Annotated in this window: 11 protein-coding genes and 2 tRNA genes; 11 read left to right on the top strand and 2 right to left on the bottom strand. The window is 63.3% G+C overall.

Going from position 1 to position 14,301, the window contains the following annotated elements:
- The first annotated feature begins 78 nt into the window (after positions 1-78).
- The 5 genes from rpsR to BW11_RS08140 all read left to right on the top strand — a co-directional run bounded on the left by rpsR (position 79) and on the right by BW11_RS08140 (position 2,406).
- Positions 79-327 carry a 30S ribosomal protein S18 gene (gene rpsR, locus BW11_RS08120; protein ID WP_093961239.1) on the top strand — a complete coding sequence of 83 codons (249 nt, stop codon included), beginning with the start codon at positions 79-81 and terminating at the stop codon, positions 325-327.
- 17 nt (positions 328-344) lie between these two features.
- Positions 345-791, top strand: coding sequence for a 50S ribosomal protein L9 (gene rplI / locus BW11_RS08125; RefSeq protein ID WP_140445241.1), 447 nt, complete (start codon positions 345-347; stop codon positions 789-791).
- Positions 792-1,147: 356 nt separating this feature from the next.
- Positions 1,148-1,221, top strand: a tRNA-Lys gene (locus BW11_RS08130).
- Positions 1,222-1,426: 205 nt separating this feature from the next.
- A tRNA-Lys gene (locus BW11_RS08135) sits at positions 1,427-1,500 on the top strand.
- Positions 1,501-1,674: 174 nt separating this feature from the next.
- Positions 1,675-2,406, top strand: a complete 732-nt coding sequence (locus tag BW11_RS08140; RefSeq protein ID WP_043167238.1) for an MIP/aquaporin family protein — start codon at positions 1,675-1,677, stop codon at positions 2,404-2,406.
- A 101-nt stretch (positions 2,407-2,507) separates the two neighbouring features.
- Here the strand turns inward: BW11_RS08140 and BW11_RS08145 are convergent, their stop codons facing one another.
- Together BW11_RS08145 and BW11_RS08150 are read right to left on the bottom strand one after the other, a co-directional pair.
- Entirely contained in the window at positions 2,508-4,148 is a 1,641-nt protein-coding gene (locus BW11_RS08145; protein ID WP_258184596.1) for a glycoside hydrolase family 43 protein, read from the bottom strand.
- A 36-nt stretch (positions 4,149-4,184) separates the two neighbouring features.
- Positions 4,185-5,789, bottom strand: coding sequence for a glycoside hydrolase family 43 protein (locus BW11_RS08150; RefSeq protein ID WP_140445240.1), 1,605 nt, complete (start codon positions 5,787-5,789; stop codon positions 4,185-4,187).
- A gap of 154 nt (positions 5,790-5,943) precedes the next feature.
- Here BW11_RS08150 and BW11_RS08155 point away from each other — a divergent pair, with 154 nt between their 5' ends.
- From BW11_RS08155 to BW11_RS08180, 6 genes are all read left to right on the top strand, one after another.
- On the top strand, positions 5,944-8,169 hold the full coding sequence (locus BW11_RS08155) for a family 43 glycosylhydrolase (protein WP_140445239.1): 2,226 nt from the start codon (positions 5,944-5,946) through the stop codon (positions 8,167-8,169).
- Positions 8,170-8,282: 113 nt separating this feature from the next.
- On the top strand, positions 8,283-9,341 hold the full coding sequence (locus BW11_RS08160) for a LacI family DNA-binding transcriptional regulator (RefSeq protein WP_140445238.1): 1,059 nt from the start codon (positions 8,283-8,285) through the stop codon (positions 9,339-9,341).
- Positions 9,342-9,510: 169 nt separating this feature from the next.
- Complete coding sequence (locus BW11_RS08165) at positions 9,511-10,548, top strand: family 43 glycosylhydrolase (protein ID WP_140445237.1); 1,038 nt, start codon at positions 9,511-9,513, stop codon at positions 10,546-10,548.
- 264 nt (positions 10,549-10,812) lie between these two features.
- Entirely contained in the window at positions 10,813-12,129 is a 1,317-nt protein-coding gene (locus BW11_RS08170; protein WP_140445236.1) for an ABC transporter substrate-binding protein, read from the top strand.
- Positions 12,130-12,323: 194 nt separating this feature from the next.
- Positions 12,324-13,280: a carbohydrate ABC transporter permease gene (locus BW11_RS08175; RefSeq protein WP_140445235.1), complete on the top strand. Its 957-nt coding sequence runs from the start codon at positions 12,324-12,326 to the stop codon at positions 13,278-13,280.
- A complete protein-coding gene (locus BW11_RS08180; protein ID WP_140445234.1) occupies positions 13,277-14,203 on the top strand; it encodes a carbohydrate ABC transporter permease in 927 nt (308 codons plus the stop codon). The genes BW11_RS08175 and BW11_RS08180 overlap by 4 nt, the downstream gene beginning before the upstream one ends.
- Positions 14,204-14,301: the final 98 nt, after the last annotated feature.

A 14,301-nucleotide genomic window follows, 5' to 3' on the forward strand; every position in this document is an offset into this window, starting at 1 on the left:
CTGGCCAATGATTCTTAACGCACAGGGCGCCATGCGTCCGAAACTTCCAAGCATCACATCGTAAATAAGGAGAACATCATGTCACGCAAGAGGCCGCAACCGCCGGTCAAGCCGTTCAAGAAGAAGCCGAACCCGCTGAAGGCCGCCAAGGTCACCGAGATCGATTACAAGGACGTCGCGCTGCTGCGCAAGTTCATTTCCGATCGCGGCAAGATCCGTTCCCGTCGTATCACTGGTGTGACCGTGCAGGAGCAGCGTGAGCTCGCGAAGGCGATCAAGAACGCCCGCGAGATGGCCCTGCTGCCGTACGCCACGTCCGGTCGCTGAGTTAGGAGCTGAAGAACATGGCTGATACCAAGGTTATTCTCACTCAGACCGTTGCCAACCTCGGTCACTCCGGTGACGTCGTCGAGGTCAAGGCCGGTTACGCCCGCAACTTCCTCGTCCCGCAGGGCCTCGCCTTCGCGTGGAACAAGGGTGCCGAGGCCCAGATCGTCGCCATGAAGCGCGCTCGTCTGGCCAAGGCCGTCGCCACCCGCGAGGACGCCGTCGCCGCCAAGGCCGCCATCGAGGGCTCCGCCGTCGAGATCGCCGCCAAGGTGTCCGAGTCCGGCAAGCTGTTCGGCTCCATCTCCAAGGAAGCCATCGCGATGGCCCTGCTCGACAAGGCTCCGGTCGATCCGAAGTCCATCACCGTCGAGTCCATCAAGACCACCGGTGAGTTCCCGGCTGAGGTCCAGCTCCACCCGGAGATCTCCGCGAAGTTCTTCGTCAAGGTCGTCGCCGAGTGATTGATTCCGGCGAGTCGCTCTCACGCGCCCTGTCGCGATGAGGCATCGCCGGACCCCATCAGACTGCAGGTCTGAGCTTAAGCACTGAGAACCCCGCTGCATTCGCGCGCGTTAATGCGCACGAGGCAGCGGGGTTCTCGTATATGCGTGGGGGCGATTTCTCGGCGAGAGAATGTCGTTACACCGTGACGGGATTCTCTCGCCAGTATCCTGCGTTGTGTTGAGATGCGCCGTTGGTCCGTGAATCAGGCGGTCGCGGACCCGCGGCGGGAGCGCGACACGCCGAAGGTTGCGCTCAGATGAAATGCGTGTATATTAATCACCTGTTGCAAGGAACACTTCAACATCTAACCAATGCCCCTGTAGCTCAGTTGGTTAGAGCAGCTGACTCTTAATCAGCGTGTCCAGGGTTCGAATCCCTGCGGGGGCACAATCAAGGCACCGACTTCAGGTCGGTGCCTTTTTCGTTTATGCCCAACGTTCTGCGAGCTGCGGGAGTGCGTGAGACGTTCGATCCTGCAGGATCGAACGGGGTCCGGGTGGCGCGACACGCGGGGGAGTGGGCGAGTTGCGTCAAGACCAAAGTCGTGTATATTAATCACCTGTTGCAAGGAACACTTCAATGTCTAACCAATGCCCCTGTAGCTCAGTTGGTTAGAGCAGCTGACTCTTAATCAGCGTGTCCAGGGTTCGAATCCCTGCGGGGGCACAACTAAGGCACCGACTTCAGATCGGTGCCTTTTTCATTGTGTGGTGGATTGAGCCCGGTTCAGCCCTCGGCGTACACTTAGGGCGTTTGCCTGACGCATGTTGCGTCTCCGTCGCATTGTCGTCTTACCAATGCGCTGTACCGCAATCACGACACAAGAGGAAAAGAAGAGCAGTGGAATACTCCCTCATGACCAAATTGGCCGCCGAGTTCTTCGGCACCGCCATTCTGATGATCTTCGGCAACGGCTCCGTGGCCAACGTCGAGCTCAAGAACACCAAGGGCCATCACGCCGGTTGGCTCAACATCGCCATGGGCTACGGCTTCGGTGTGATGTTCCCGGTGCTCATGTTCGGTGCGATCTCCGGCGCGCACATCAACCCGGCTATGACCATCGCGCAGGCCGTCAACGGCCTGTTCCCGTGGAGCGACGTGATGCCGTACATCGTCGCCCAGCTGCTGGGCGCCGCTCTCGGCCAGTTCATCGTCTACCTGACCTACTACCCGCACTACAAGGAGACCGAGGATGCGGACGCCATCTTCGCCACCTTCTGCACCAGCGATGCGGATGACAAGAAGGTCAACTACTTCCTCAACGAGATGTTCGGCACGCTCGTGCTCGTCTTCGGCGCGCTGTGCTGCCTGCTGGACCCGTGGGGCGAGAAGGATCCGGCCGCGGCCGCGATCGTCGTCGGCTTCATCGTGTGGGGTCTTGTGACCTCCATGGGCGGCCCGACCGGCCCTGGCCTGAACCCGGCCCGCGACCTCATGCCGCGAGTGCTGCACGCCATCCTGCCGATTCCGTCCAAGGGCTCCTCGCGTTGGGGTGAGGCGTGGATCCCGGTCGTTGCCCCGATCGTCGGCGCGATCATCGGCTGCTGGCTGTTCACCATGTTCTTCGGCTGATCGCCAGTGCGAAGATCCTGATCTCATCGCAGCAACGCGAAGGGCTCCGATCCCCGTAAAAGTGGGACCGGAGCCCTTCGCATTGCTGCTGTATCGCCCGGCTACGCCGTCCTCGCGCCCCAGATCGACTGGTTGCCTCCGATGGCGGAGAACGTCAGCGTGGGCGTCTGGTCGCGTTCGTCGGGCAGTACGGCGAATACGCCCATATAGGTCACGCCGTCGATGGTGATGACCATGTCGCTGGCGCAGCAGCGTACGCCGGCCGGGGTCTCGCCGATCAGTCGCCATGATCCGCGGGTGACCGGACCGTCGGTGGACCGCGGCAGGTTCGCATCCGGGGTGTCGAAGAAGTCGATCGCCTCGCCGCTGGTCACCCTGCCGTCCGCCTCCAGCGTGATGGACTCCGGGCGATTGACGCCGAAATACGCGCCGTCATCGGTGCGGGTGTCGTTGAAGAAGGTGTGCGGGTCGTGACGCACCAGCTCATATCGTCCGGCGAGCGCCGACGGGTGGGATGTGAGGGCGGGAGCGCAGTCGGCGTGCACCTGCGGCGCGACGGCGGCATCGCCCTGATAGAGGAACGGCGCGGCGGTCAGCCAGCCGTCCGCGGTGGGCAGCAGCTCGCGGATGTGTGACTCGTATTCGCCGTCGTCACGCCCGACGAAGCGCGTGTGATAGACGAGAAACAGTCTGCCGTCGCTGCTGCGCGTGAGCACCGAATTGTGCCCCTGCGACGCCTCGATGTCGTGCTCGTGCGCAGGGGAGAATCCCCATTCGACCGAGGAGGTGAGGCGGATGCCCGTGTCCTTCTCGTGATTGTCGGGGATCTCGCCGTTGGAGATCGCCGGATTGCCGTTCTGATCGACGTACGGGCCGATGAGGTTCCGTGAGCGGAACAGCCGCACCTGATAGCCTCCGGTCCGGCCGAGCCAACCGTACGACATGAACAGGTACCACCAGCCGTCATGCCTGACGAAATACGAGCCTTCACCCGAATTCCAGTAGCCGCCGGCCACCTTGACGCCGTAGTACGGGTCGGAGGCGTCGTGCACGAGCGGATAACGGACGCGATAGTCGCGCAATCCGGTGGCGGGGTCGAGCTTGAACATCCAGATGCCGCCGAACCATGAGCCGAAGCTCATCCACAGTTCGCCGTGCGTGCAGCGGATCGGCGCGGCGTCGATCGCGTTGATCCGCGTGTCCTTCAGCGACATGTATCGGCTCAGATCGCCGTGGGCGGCCGCCTCGCCCAGCACGCGCGGCACATCGGTGCGATCCACGGTGTCGGGGGAGAAGCCGGAGTAGACGACCGGGCCGACGTACGTCCAGTCGCCGTCGAGCCGATCGGCCGTCAGCAGCACGATGACCGACCGGAACTCGTGCCCGTTGACCGACAGGTACATGCACCATTTGCGCATGGTCCCGTTCCAGATCACGTCCGGAGCCCACGTGTTGCTGGTCAGATCGGGATTCTCGGGCTGCTCCGGCCAGTCCTTCCAGATATCGCCGAGCAGGGCGTACGGGTCGCGGCTCAGGTTGTTCTCGAAGGGCTCCCAGTGCACGAGATCGGTGCTGCGCGCGAACTGGCGATGCGTGCCGACGATGTAGTACGTGCCGTGGTCCTCGATGATGGCCGGATCATGGATGAGTGCGGGCGTCGCGTTGCTCGACGGGCTGCCTGACGTGACGGCCGATGGGGCGGCCGATGGGGCTGCCGACATGGCGATGTGCTGTTCCTCCATGGGGATTCCTCGCTTTCGTTCAGTCCTGCCTACTGCTTACTTCTGCGAACCCCAAGCGCACAGGTTGTCGCCGATGACGGAGAAGGTCATCACGTCCTTGCGGTCCTTGTCTCGCGGCAGCTTGTCGAATGCGCCGTGGTATTCGACGCCGTCGAGCGTGATGGTCATGTCTCCCGTGCCGTCGGACTTGTCCAGCTTCCACGTGCCGGTCTTGTCTCCGGTGACCGTGCCGTCGGCCGCGAGCGTGATGTCGACTGGCTTGTTGACGCCGCGATAGTCGGTGCTGGTCTTGTCGGTGACCTTCTTCGGCCCCTTGAACACGGTGTTCTGCGCGTGGATCACGAACTCGTAGTCGCCGGCCACGTCGTCGGCCGTGTACTTGGTGTCGGCCGCCTTGGTGCCGGTGTACTCGTACGGTGCGGCGACGAGCCAGCCGTCGTCGGTACCGAGCAGCTCGTGTACGCGCACCTCGTGCTTCTCGCCGGTGCCGGAGAAGCGGCTGTGGTATACGACGTACATGGTGCCGTCATCGTCGGTGAGCAGCGAGTTGCCGCCCTGCGCGACCTCGATGTTCGCGTTGTCGTTGCCGCTCCACTGGATCGAGCTCATCAGACGCACGCCGTTCTCGCTCTGCCAGTTGTTGCCGATGGCTCGCGTGCTGATGGCGGTGTTGCCCTTCTCGTCGACGTACGGTCCGGTGAGCTTGTCGGAGCGGAACACGCGCATCTGGTAGCCTCCGGTCTGCGCCAGACCGCCGTAGGAGAGGAACAGATACCAGTGGTCGTTGGCGTGGATGATGGCGTTGCCCTCGCCGGAGTTGCCGAAGCCGCCGGCGATCTTGATGCCGTAGTAGGCGTCGGACTGATTGGCCACGGTCTGGTAGGTGGTGGTGTAGTCGCGCAGTCCGGTGGCGGGATCGAGCTTGAACATCCAGATGCCGCCGAACCACGAGCCGAAGCTCATCCACAGATCGCCGTTGTCGTCCTCAGAGATGTACGGGTCGATCGCGTTGATGCCGGTGTCGGTCTGCGAGGTGTATCGCGTCAGATCCGCTCCCTCGCCGAGGACCTTCCACACGTCGGTCTTGCCGGCGTTCACCTTCTCGAATCCGGAGTAGGTCACCGGTCCGACGTACGTCCAGTCGCCCTCGATGTCGTCGGCGGTGAGCAGCACGATCGCCGAACGGTAGTTGGCGCCGTTGATCGACATGTACATGCACCACTTGTTCATGGTCTTGTTCCAGTACACCTCGGGCGCCCACATGTTGCCCTTGACGTCCGGGTTGGATGACTGCTTCGACCAGTTGGTCCAGATGTCCTTGAAGATCGTCTCGTAGTCGGTGCTCAGGTTGTTCTTGAACGACGTCCAGTTGATCAGGTCGTCGCTTTTGAGCCACGCGAGGTGCGAGCCGAAGATGTAGTACTTGCCGTTGGCCTTGACGATGTCGGGGTCGTGCGATTCGCCGCGCTTGATCGAGGTGGCGCTGGTCTGGCTGTCGGCCTTGGCCGAGCTGGACGACGCGGACGCCGCATCGGACGAGGATGCCGTGCCGGAGGTCGAGCATCCGGCCAGCGTGCCAATGAGCATGGCGGCGGCCAGTGTGGTGGTGATTGCCTTGCGCAGTGCACCTGGGATTGTCATGGTTCCTCCTTTGAACGCATGCCGGATGTGCCGGATGATCGGCGCATGGCGATGCCGGTGTGAGTTATCGGGCAACGCCGCATTTGTACATCGATGTAAATCCGTCTATAATATACATCGATGTAAACGACTTGTCGAATCGAAAGGACAAGGAATGTCCGATTCCTACTCCCTGCTGTGCTACACGCGCATCCCCACGGCGCGAGAAGAGGCGAATAACGAGGACATCGCGTTCAGCATGCATCTGGCGCTGCGCTCGCATCTCGACGGCTCGTGGACGCCGCTCAACGAGAACTACGGCATCTTCTTCGCCGCGGGCGTGCCGATCGCCGCCGCAGACGAGCGTTCGCGCCGCGCATGCACCGCAGCCGCGCGATTCAAGGCTGATCCGTACGAAGGCATTGCCCGTGACGACCGGGATTGCCGATCCGACCAAGACGGAGCGGCAAGGCGGCTCAAGCCCAGCGGCGCCGTCGCCCACGGTGCGGTGATGCCGGGCGTGGACATCGAGCTCAAAAGCCTCAAGGACCCCTATCTCTTCCGCACGTCCTCCGGCCGATTCGCCGTCGCCGCGACACGCACCGCCCGCGGGGGCGCGCCGGACGGCTCCGAGCGCTCCTCGTTCCTACTGGCGACCAGCCGCGATCTGACGTCCTACGACCAGCGCGGCCTGGTGCGTCTCGACACCGAGTCTGGCGTGCATCGCCCGTCCGTCGCATATGATGCGGCGGCCAAGCGCTATGTCATCCGCTGGCGTGACGACGACGGCATGCCGATGCGCGCCACCTGCCCCGACATCATCGCCGCGGCGGGCGGGGATCCGCTGCCGGTCGAGGCGTCAGAGGCGTCGGCGGATGTGCCGGCGGATGTGCCGGCGGGCCGGGCCCTCAACGAGGTGACCTCCGCCGGTCGCGCTGATGGCGGCGATGCCCGTGCCGCCGCGCACTACGGCATCGCCGACGTCGTCCCCGGCAACGAGATCGGCATCAGCGAGAAGGAGGCCGCCGCGCTCATCGCCCGGTTCGGACGGGTCTACAACACCGGCGTCAGCGTGCCTCGGATGACCGTCTCGTCCGCTCTGCGTGACGGCGAGGCGCGCGATCTGATCGGATCGTTGCGCCGCGTCACCGCGAAGCTGCACTACTCCGACGGCTCCACCGCCATGCGCGCCGTCGACTGGGATGCCGCGCAGCTCGAGGCGCTCGTCGACGACGCCGAGGCCGGGCGGCTCCACGCCGGCGAGCGCCGCAGCATCCGCGGCGTCGTCCGCCAGAGCGTCTATCCGGTGCCGTTCGCCGTCGAACGTGCCGATCCGTCGGTGTTCGCGTGGAGCTTCAACGGCGAGCCGATGTTCCTGTTCATCGCCACCGACGACACCGATGGCAACTGCGTCGACCCGAACGATGGTGCCACGCACATGCCGTTGCGGGCGGCGTCGACCATCGCCGATCTGGCGGATGCGAACGGCGGCCGGGAGCGTGAGGTCGATCTGCTGCGGTGCGGGGACCTCAATTCGGAAGGTCGTGCGATGACCGGCTGCTTCTGGGCGCCGGAACTGCATGTGATCGGCGGAAGGCTGTCCATCCTGTTCATGCCGTGCTTCGACGGCGAGGCGACCAATCCCGACGGCAGTGCGAACGATCGCGCCGGCAAACCGGACATGTGGACCGGCCGATGCCATATCATGCAGCTCAAGCGGGATGCGGACGGACGCGATCTTGATCCGCGTGAGCCGGGCAACTGGAGTGTGCCCGAGCCGATTCTCGGGCCGGGCGAGCGGATCCTCAATCCGGTGGAGCGCATTTCGCTCGACATGACCGTGATCGTCGACTCCGGCCGCTGGTACTACGCCTGGCAGCAGGTGGGCAGCGTGTGGATCGCCCCGTTTGATCCGTCCCGTCCGGCTCGTCTGACCGGTGAGCCGACGCAGATCGTCGTGCCGGAGTTCGCGTGGGACAACATGATCGCCGAGGGGCCGAACGCGTTCGTGCATGAGGGGCGGATCTTCCTGATCTACTCCGGTTCGGCCGTGGGCATCGACTACACCACCGGACTGGTGACGGCTCCGGCGGGCGTGCGCGCCGATCTGACCGATCCGGCCTCATGGACGAAGCTCGACTATCCGCTGCAGAAATCCGGCCTCTACAACGGTGAATGGCAGTTGGGCACCGGGCATGGCATGTGGTCGCATGACGAGGACGGCAATCTCATCTACGTGTTCCACAATGCGGAGTATGAGCACGGCCGTTACGGCGGGCGGGATGCGCAGGTGCGTCGCGTCCATTGGTCAAGCGAGGGCATGCCGATCCTCGACATGCAGCGAGACGAGGAACTGAGCCCGGTTTATGCTGATATAACGATGGAAATCGCCGTGCGGTAAGGCCGCCATGCGGCGTGAGGCCCGTTTTTCGGCTTCCGATCCGCCGGGCATCGGCAGTGCATGTGCGTGACGAGCATTCCGTCATCAACGAGAACAGAATATAGGGATTATCCATGGTCAAGAAAACATCCGCAAAGGGCGGCGATCACGTCGTCACCATGCGCGAGGTCGCCAAGGCCGCCGGTGTGTCCATCAAGACCGTGTCGAATGTGGTCAACGACTATCAATTCGTCTCTGATGCGACGCGTCAGAAGGTGCACCGGGCCATTGACGAACTCGGCTATGTCATGAACGTGTCCGCACGCAATCTGCGTCGCGGCCGTTCCGGCATCATCGCGCTTGCGATTCCCGACCTGCAGCTGCCGTACTTCGCGCAGCTGTCGTCGCTGGTCATCACCGAGGCGAAGAAGGTCGGATTGCGCGTGATCGTCGAGCCGACGCTGTATTCGCGTGAGGGCGAGCTGGATGCGCTGCACGGTGCGCAGACGGCGATGGTGGACGGGCTGATCTACTCTCCGCTGGAGCTGGGGCCGGATGATGCCGCCGAGGTCGACGTGGATTATCCTCTGGTGCTGATCGGCGAGCGCATCTTCACCGATACGGTCGATCACATCGCCACCGAGAACGTGGAGGGCGCCAAGCACGCCACCTCGTATCTGTTGCAGAGCGGATGCAAGCGTGTGGCCGTGGTCGGCGTGCACGAGGGAGAGGAGGTCGGCTCGGCCGCCCTGCGATTCCGCGGCTATCGTGAGGCGCTGGAGGAGGCGGGCGTGCCGTTCGATCCCTCGCTGGTGGTGCCGATGAAGATGTGGCATCGCGTCGACGGCGTCAACGCGATGAACGCGCTGCTCGACTCCGGCGTGCGGCCGGACGGCGTGGTGGCGCTCAACGACATGCTCGCCTCCGGCGTCATGCATTCGATCCAGATGCATGATCTGCGCATCCCCGAGGACATCTCGGTGATCGGCTTCGACAATTCGGACGATTCCCAGTATCTGTCGCCGTCGCTGACCTCCATCGCGCCGAATCTCGAGGCCGTGGCGCGCCTGTCGGTGCGCGTGCTCAAGAACCGCATCGACGGTCTGCCGCCGCTGGACGGCGACTCGACCGCGCCCGTGTTCCGCAAGGTGTCATCCTCGCTGGTGGTGCGCAACTCCACGCGCAGGATCTAGCGCCGCCCGCGTCGTCTGCCCGTTCCTTCAGGCGCAGGACTTCCGGTGTTCTGCGCCTGTTTCGATATGGCTTTACATCGTTAGAAACGCCGAGTTGTTACATCGTTGTACATCTGGTATATTCATCGATGTAAACACTGAGCCACTTGGATTGCGGAAGGAAGAAACAATGACTGTTTACAACAATCCGATCGTGCTCCAGCGTGCGGATCCGTGGGTGGTCAAGGTTGACGGCGAATACTATTTCACCGGCTCCGATCCCGAATACAACTGCATCGCCATCCGTCACGCCTCGACGATCAACGGCCTGCAGCGGGCCCCGGAGACCGTGGTCTGGCGCAAGCACGAGTCCGGTGCGTGCAGCAAGTACATCTGGGCCCCCGAACTGCATCGCGTGAACGGCGCGTGGTACATCTACTTCGCCGGTGCGGAGCATGAGTTCGAGCCGAACGGCATGCCCACGCATCGCATGTTCGTGCTGGAGAACACCGACGACGACCCGACCTCCGACAACTGGGTGGAGAAGGGCCAAATCGTCACCCCGATGGACTCGTTCTCGCTCGACGCCACCACCGAGGTGATCGACGGCGTGCAGTACCTCGTCTGGGCGCAGAAGGACTACGACATCCCAGGCAACTCCAACCTGTACATCGCCCCGATGGCCAACCCCTGGACGCTGGCCGCCGATCCGGTGATGCTCTCCAAGCCCGAATACGACTGGGAGTGCATCGACTTCCTCGTCAACGAGGGGCCGGCGTTCCTGTTCCATGAGGACATGATCTACCTGACGTACTCCGCGTCCGGTACCGGTGTGCCGTATGCCGTGGGCCTGCTGAGCGCGCGTCGCGGCTCGGACCTCATGGATCCGGCGAGCTGGACCAAGAGCCCGGTGCCGGTGTTCAGGACCTGCGCCGAGAACGGCCAGTACGGTCCCGGTCACAATTCGTTCACCAAGTCCGAGGACGACTGCGAGGACCTGATGATCTACCATGCCCGCAACTACACCGACATCAAGGGCGATCCGCTCTTCGATCCGAACCGTCACGCCCGCGTCGGCGTGGTGCGCTGGAACGAGGACGGCACCCCCGACTTCGGCGTCCCCGAACCGGACAACCTCTGGACTCCCGTCACGACCGATGTGCTGCCGCCCGATGGCGGTCCGCGCGCCGGAACCCGGGTCGAGGAGATCCAAGTGGCGGCCGCGTAGGCTCGCTAATATAGTCCACAATCCGCCATTGTTGTCGGTGTGTCATCCATTTGTACAACGATAGAAATGGCGCTATAATAAATTCCAACGTTGTAAATGAGCGCTGCGGCTCGACGATGGCAGACCCAAAACAGAGATGTTCATACGGTCTGCACCCATTTGCTCCACCCGGTAAGGCGGGGAATCATCAGGGATTCGTCAGGGCCCGGCCCCACGCGCAACACAAGATTCTCGGGAAACCAAGAGAACCAAGGAGGAAATCCAATGAAGATCAAGAAGAACCTCATCGCGGCCACGGCGGCCGTGCTGGCGGCCGGCATGGCGCTGGCCGGCTGCGGTTCCAGCAGCAACGGCGGCGATGTGCAGAAGACTGCCGACGGCAAGGTGAAGATCACCATGTGGCATGGCTTCTCCGAGGCCGACGGCAAGACGCTGGAATCCATCGTCGACGACTTCAACAAGTCCCAGGACAAGTACGAGATCGACGCCCAACTGCAGCCGTGGAGCACCATCGGCGAGACGATGGTCACCAAGGTCACCACCGGCGATGGCCCCGACTTCGTGACCACCGGCGCCGACAACGGCCAGGGCTGGTCCATCGACGGCACCTTCCAGTGCGTCACCGACTTCTACGACGACAAGGACAACGGCACCGACGACTACCTCGAGAACGTCGTCAAGCAGGTCACCTTCAACATCGACGGATCCGAGGAGAAGTGCGCCGTCCCGATGGGCTACGCGCCGACCTCCGTGTGGTACAACACCGACATGTGGAAGGCCGCGGGCCTGACCGACGCCGACATCCCGACCACGTGGGACCAGATGCTCGAGGTCGCCAAGAAGCTCACCAAGTCCGACGGCTCCCAGTACGGCCTCGCGATGGCCGATTCCGGCTGGGCCGCGTTCATGAAGGGCAACGGCTCCGGCCTGTACACCACCGACGGCAAGGTCTCCATCAACTCCAAGGAGAACAAGGCCTTCCTCGAGAAGATGCGCGCCTTCTACAAGGGCGGCTACGCCCTGTCCGGTCTGGACGACACCGCCGCCCGCGAGTCCTTCGAATCCGGCCAGTCCGCGATGGTGATCGTCGGCCCGTGGGAGGATCAGGCCGCCACCGACAAGGGCATCAACCACGACACCTTCGCCGTTCCGGACGGCGACGGCACGTACAAGTACTCCGACGGCAAGACCGGCTCCAACACCGGTTCCACCGGCCTGTACTGGTGGGTCACCTCGCAGGTCGGCGACTCCGAGAAGCTGCCCGGCATCTACGAGTTCTTCAAGTTCTACAACAACCACGACAACCAGGTGAAGTGGTCCCTCGGCTTCGCCTACCCGCCGAACAACAGCACCGTCACCGAGGATGAGCTGTCCGAGCGCCCGCTGATCGCGAAGATCTCGCAGTACACCGACAACTCCTACATCGGCATCGCCGGCCTCAAGGGCGGCTTCGGCGACATCTCCGCCTCGCTCGACACCCTGACCCAGAACACCGTCCGCACCGACGATGACATCCAGGGTCTGCTCGATCAGGCCGAGACCTCCATCCAGGGCTACCTCGACGAGTACGCCGACAACTGATCGGACTGATCCGGACGATTGACCCGCGATCGGCGGATTCTCGCGAATCGCCCGCCGGGCCGAACGTCTCGGGCCGATCATCTGCGAAGAGCAGTCCCACGTTCCGCCTCCCCTCCCGCCCATGGCGATGAGACGGGGAGGGGAGGCGGAACATTCCCATCGTACAAATCCACGTGTTCTTTTGGAGGAGCAAAATGACCACAGCAACTTCGCCGCGAAGCGAAGCGCATCAGGTCGCCAGGGAGAACAGGAAGGCCATCCAGATGCGCAACCTGCGCACCGGCATCCTGTTCACCGCGCCGGCGCTCATCGTTCTCGCGATCTTCGTCTTCTACCCGGCCATCCAGACGTTCATCACGTCCCTGACCAACGGCCGCATCAATTCCAACGCCCGCCGTCCCGCCAAGTTCATCGGCTTCCAGAACTACATCACGCTGTTCCAGAGCCGCGATTTCTGGACCGACGTCAGGAACACCCTCGTATACGCCGTGCTGTACGCGCCGATCGTCGTCATCGTCGCGCTCGCGTTCGCACTGCTGCTCAACCGCAAGGACCTGAAGTTCGTCGGATTCTTCCGCACCTGCATGTTCCTGCCGTTCGTCATCTCGCTGACCGTCGCCGCCATCGCCTGGCAGTTCATCCTCTCGCCGTCCCTCGGCCTCGTCCCGTACTGGATCTCGCTGCTCGGCGGCCCCGAGCACATCGATCTGCTCGGCACCCGCGAGACGTCGATGGCCACCATCGTCTTCATCACCGTGTGGAAGAACTTCGGCTACTTCATGGTCATCTTCCTCGCCGGTCTGCAGGGCATCTCCGCCGAACTGTACGAGGCCGCATCCCTCGACGGCGCGAGCGCATGGCAGAAGTTCCGCTACATCACCCTGCCGGCCCTCCGCCCGACCTTCAACTACGTCGTCATCTTCGGCCTCATCGGCTCCTTCCAGGTCTTCGATCAGGTCTTCATCCTCACCTCCGGCGGTCCGGCACGCTCCACCGAGACCATCGTCTACCGCATCTACACCGAGGCGTTCGGCAACGGCAAGCTCGGCTACGCATCCGCACTGTCGTACGTGCTGCTCATCATGACCCTCATCGTGGGTCTCATCCAGCTGTACACCAACAACAAGCATGAGAAGGAGGAGATCGCATGAGCACCGCAACCGCAACCTCCGTAAGGCTCTCCGCCGCGCAGGAGGCCGAGAACGCGCGCATCAACGCCGAGAACGAGAAGCTGCGCAGGAAGGCGCGCACCAAGCGCAACATCAGCCTGACCCTGAGCTACATCGCCCTGATCCTGGTGACGTTCCTCATGATCTTCCCGCTGATCATCGTCGTGCTCGTCTCGTTCACCCCGAACGCCGTCACCCAGACGTGGCCGCCGAAGGTCATCCCGAGCGCGTGGACCCTCGAGAACTACACCAGCCTGTTCCAGCGTCTGCCGATCGGCCGCGAGCTGCTCAACACCGTCGTGTTCGCCGGCGCCGTGACGATCATCTCCGTCTTCTTCGACTCGCTTGCCGCCTACGGCCTGTCCCGCGTGGACTTCAAGGGCCGCGGCATCCTCCTCGCCGTGCTCATCGCCACGATGATGATCCCGGGCATGGCCCTGCTCATCCCGGTCTACAAGCTCCTCGGCTCTCTGGGTCTGGTCAACAGCTACCTCGGCATCATCATCCCGCGTATGGCCGATGTCGGCGGCATCTTCCTGCTGCGCCAGTTCTTCATCTCCATCCCGAAGGATCTCGACAACGCGGCGCGCATCGACGGCGCGGGCGAGTTCCGCATCTTCACGCAGATCATCCTGCCGAACGCCATGCCGGCGATCCTGACCGTGGGCATGTTCAACTTCATGGGCAACTGGAACGATCTGCTCTGGCCGTTGATCATGACCTCCAAGCCGGAGACCCGCACCATCACCGCGGGCCTCGCGATGCTCACCGGCCACGGATCCTCCGTGACGCCGTACGGCGTGGTCATGGCCGGCGCGCTGATCTCCGCCCTGCCGCTGCTCATCGTGTTCTTCTTCGTGCAGAAGCGCTTCGTCGAAGGCATCGCGATGACCGGCATGAAGTAACCAATCCGTATCGCGTCGGCTGCTTCCCTTCTTCCTCGGCCGTACGCGATATCTCCACCGGGTGCCGTACCGCAGCTCCTCCTGCGGTGCGGCACTTC

It is taken from the genome of Bifidobacterium sp. UTCIF-38 (genome assembly GCF_006454495.1).
Taxonomy (GTDB): domain Bacteria; phylum Actinomycetota; class Actinomycetes; order Actinomycetales; family Bifidobacteriaceae; genus Bifidobacterium; species Bifidobacterium callitrichos.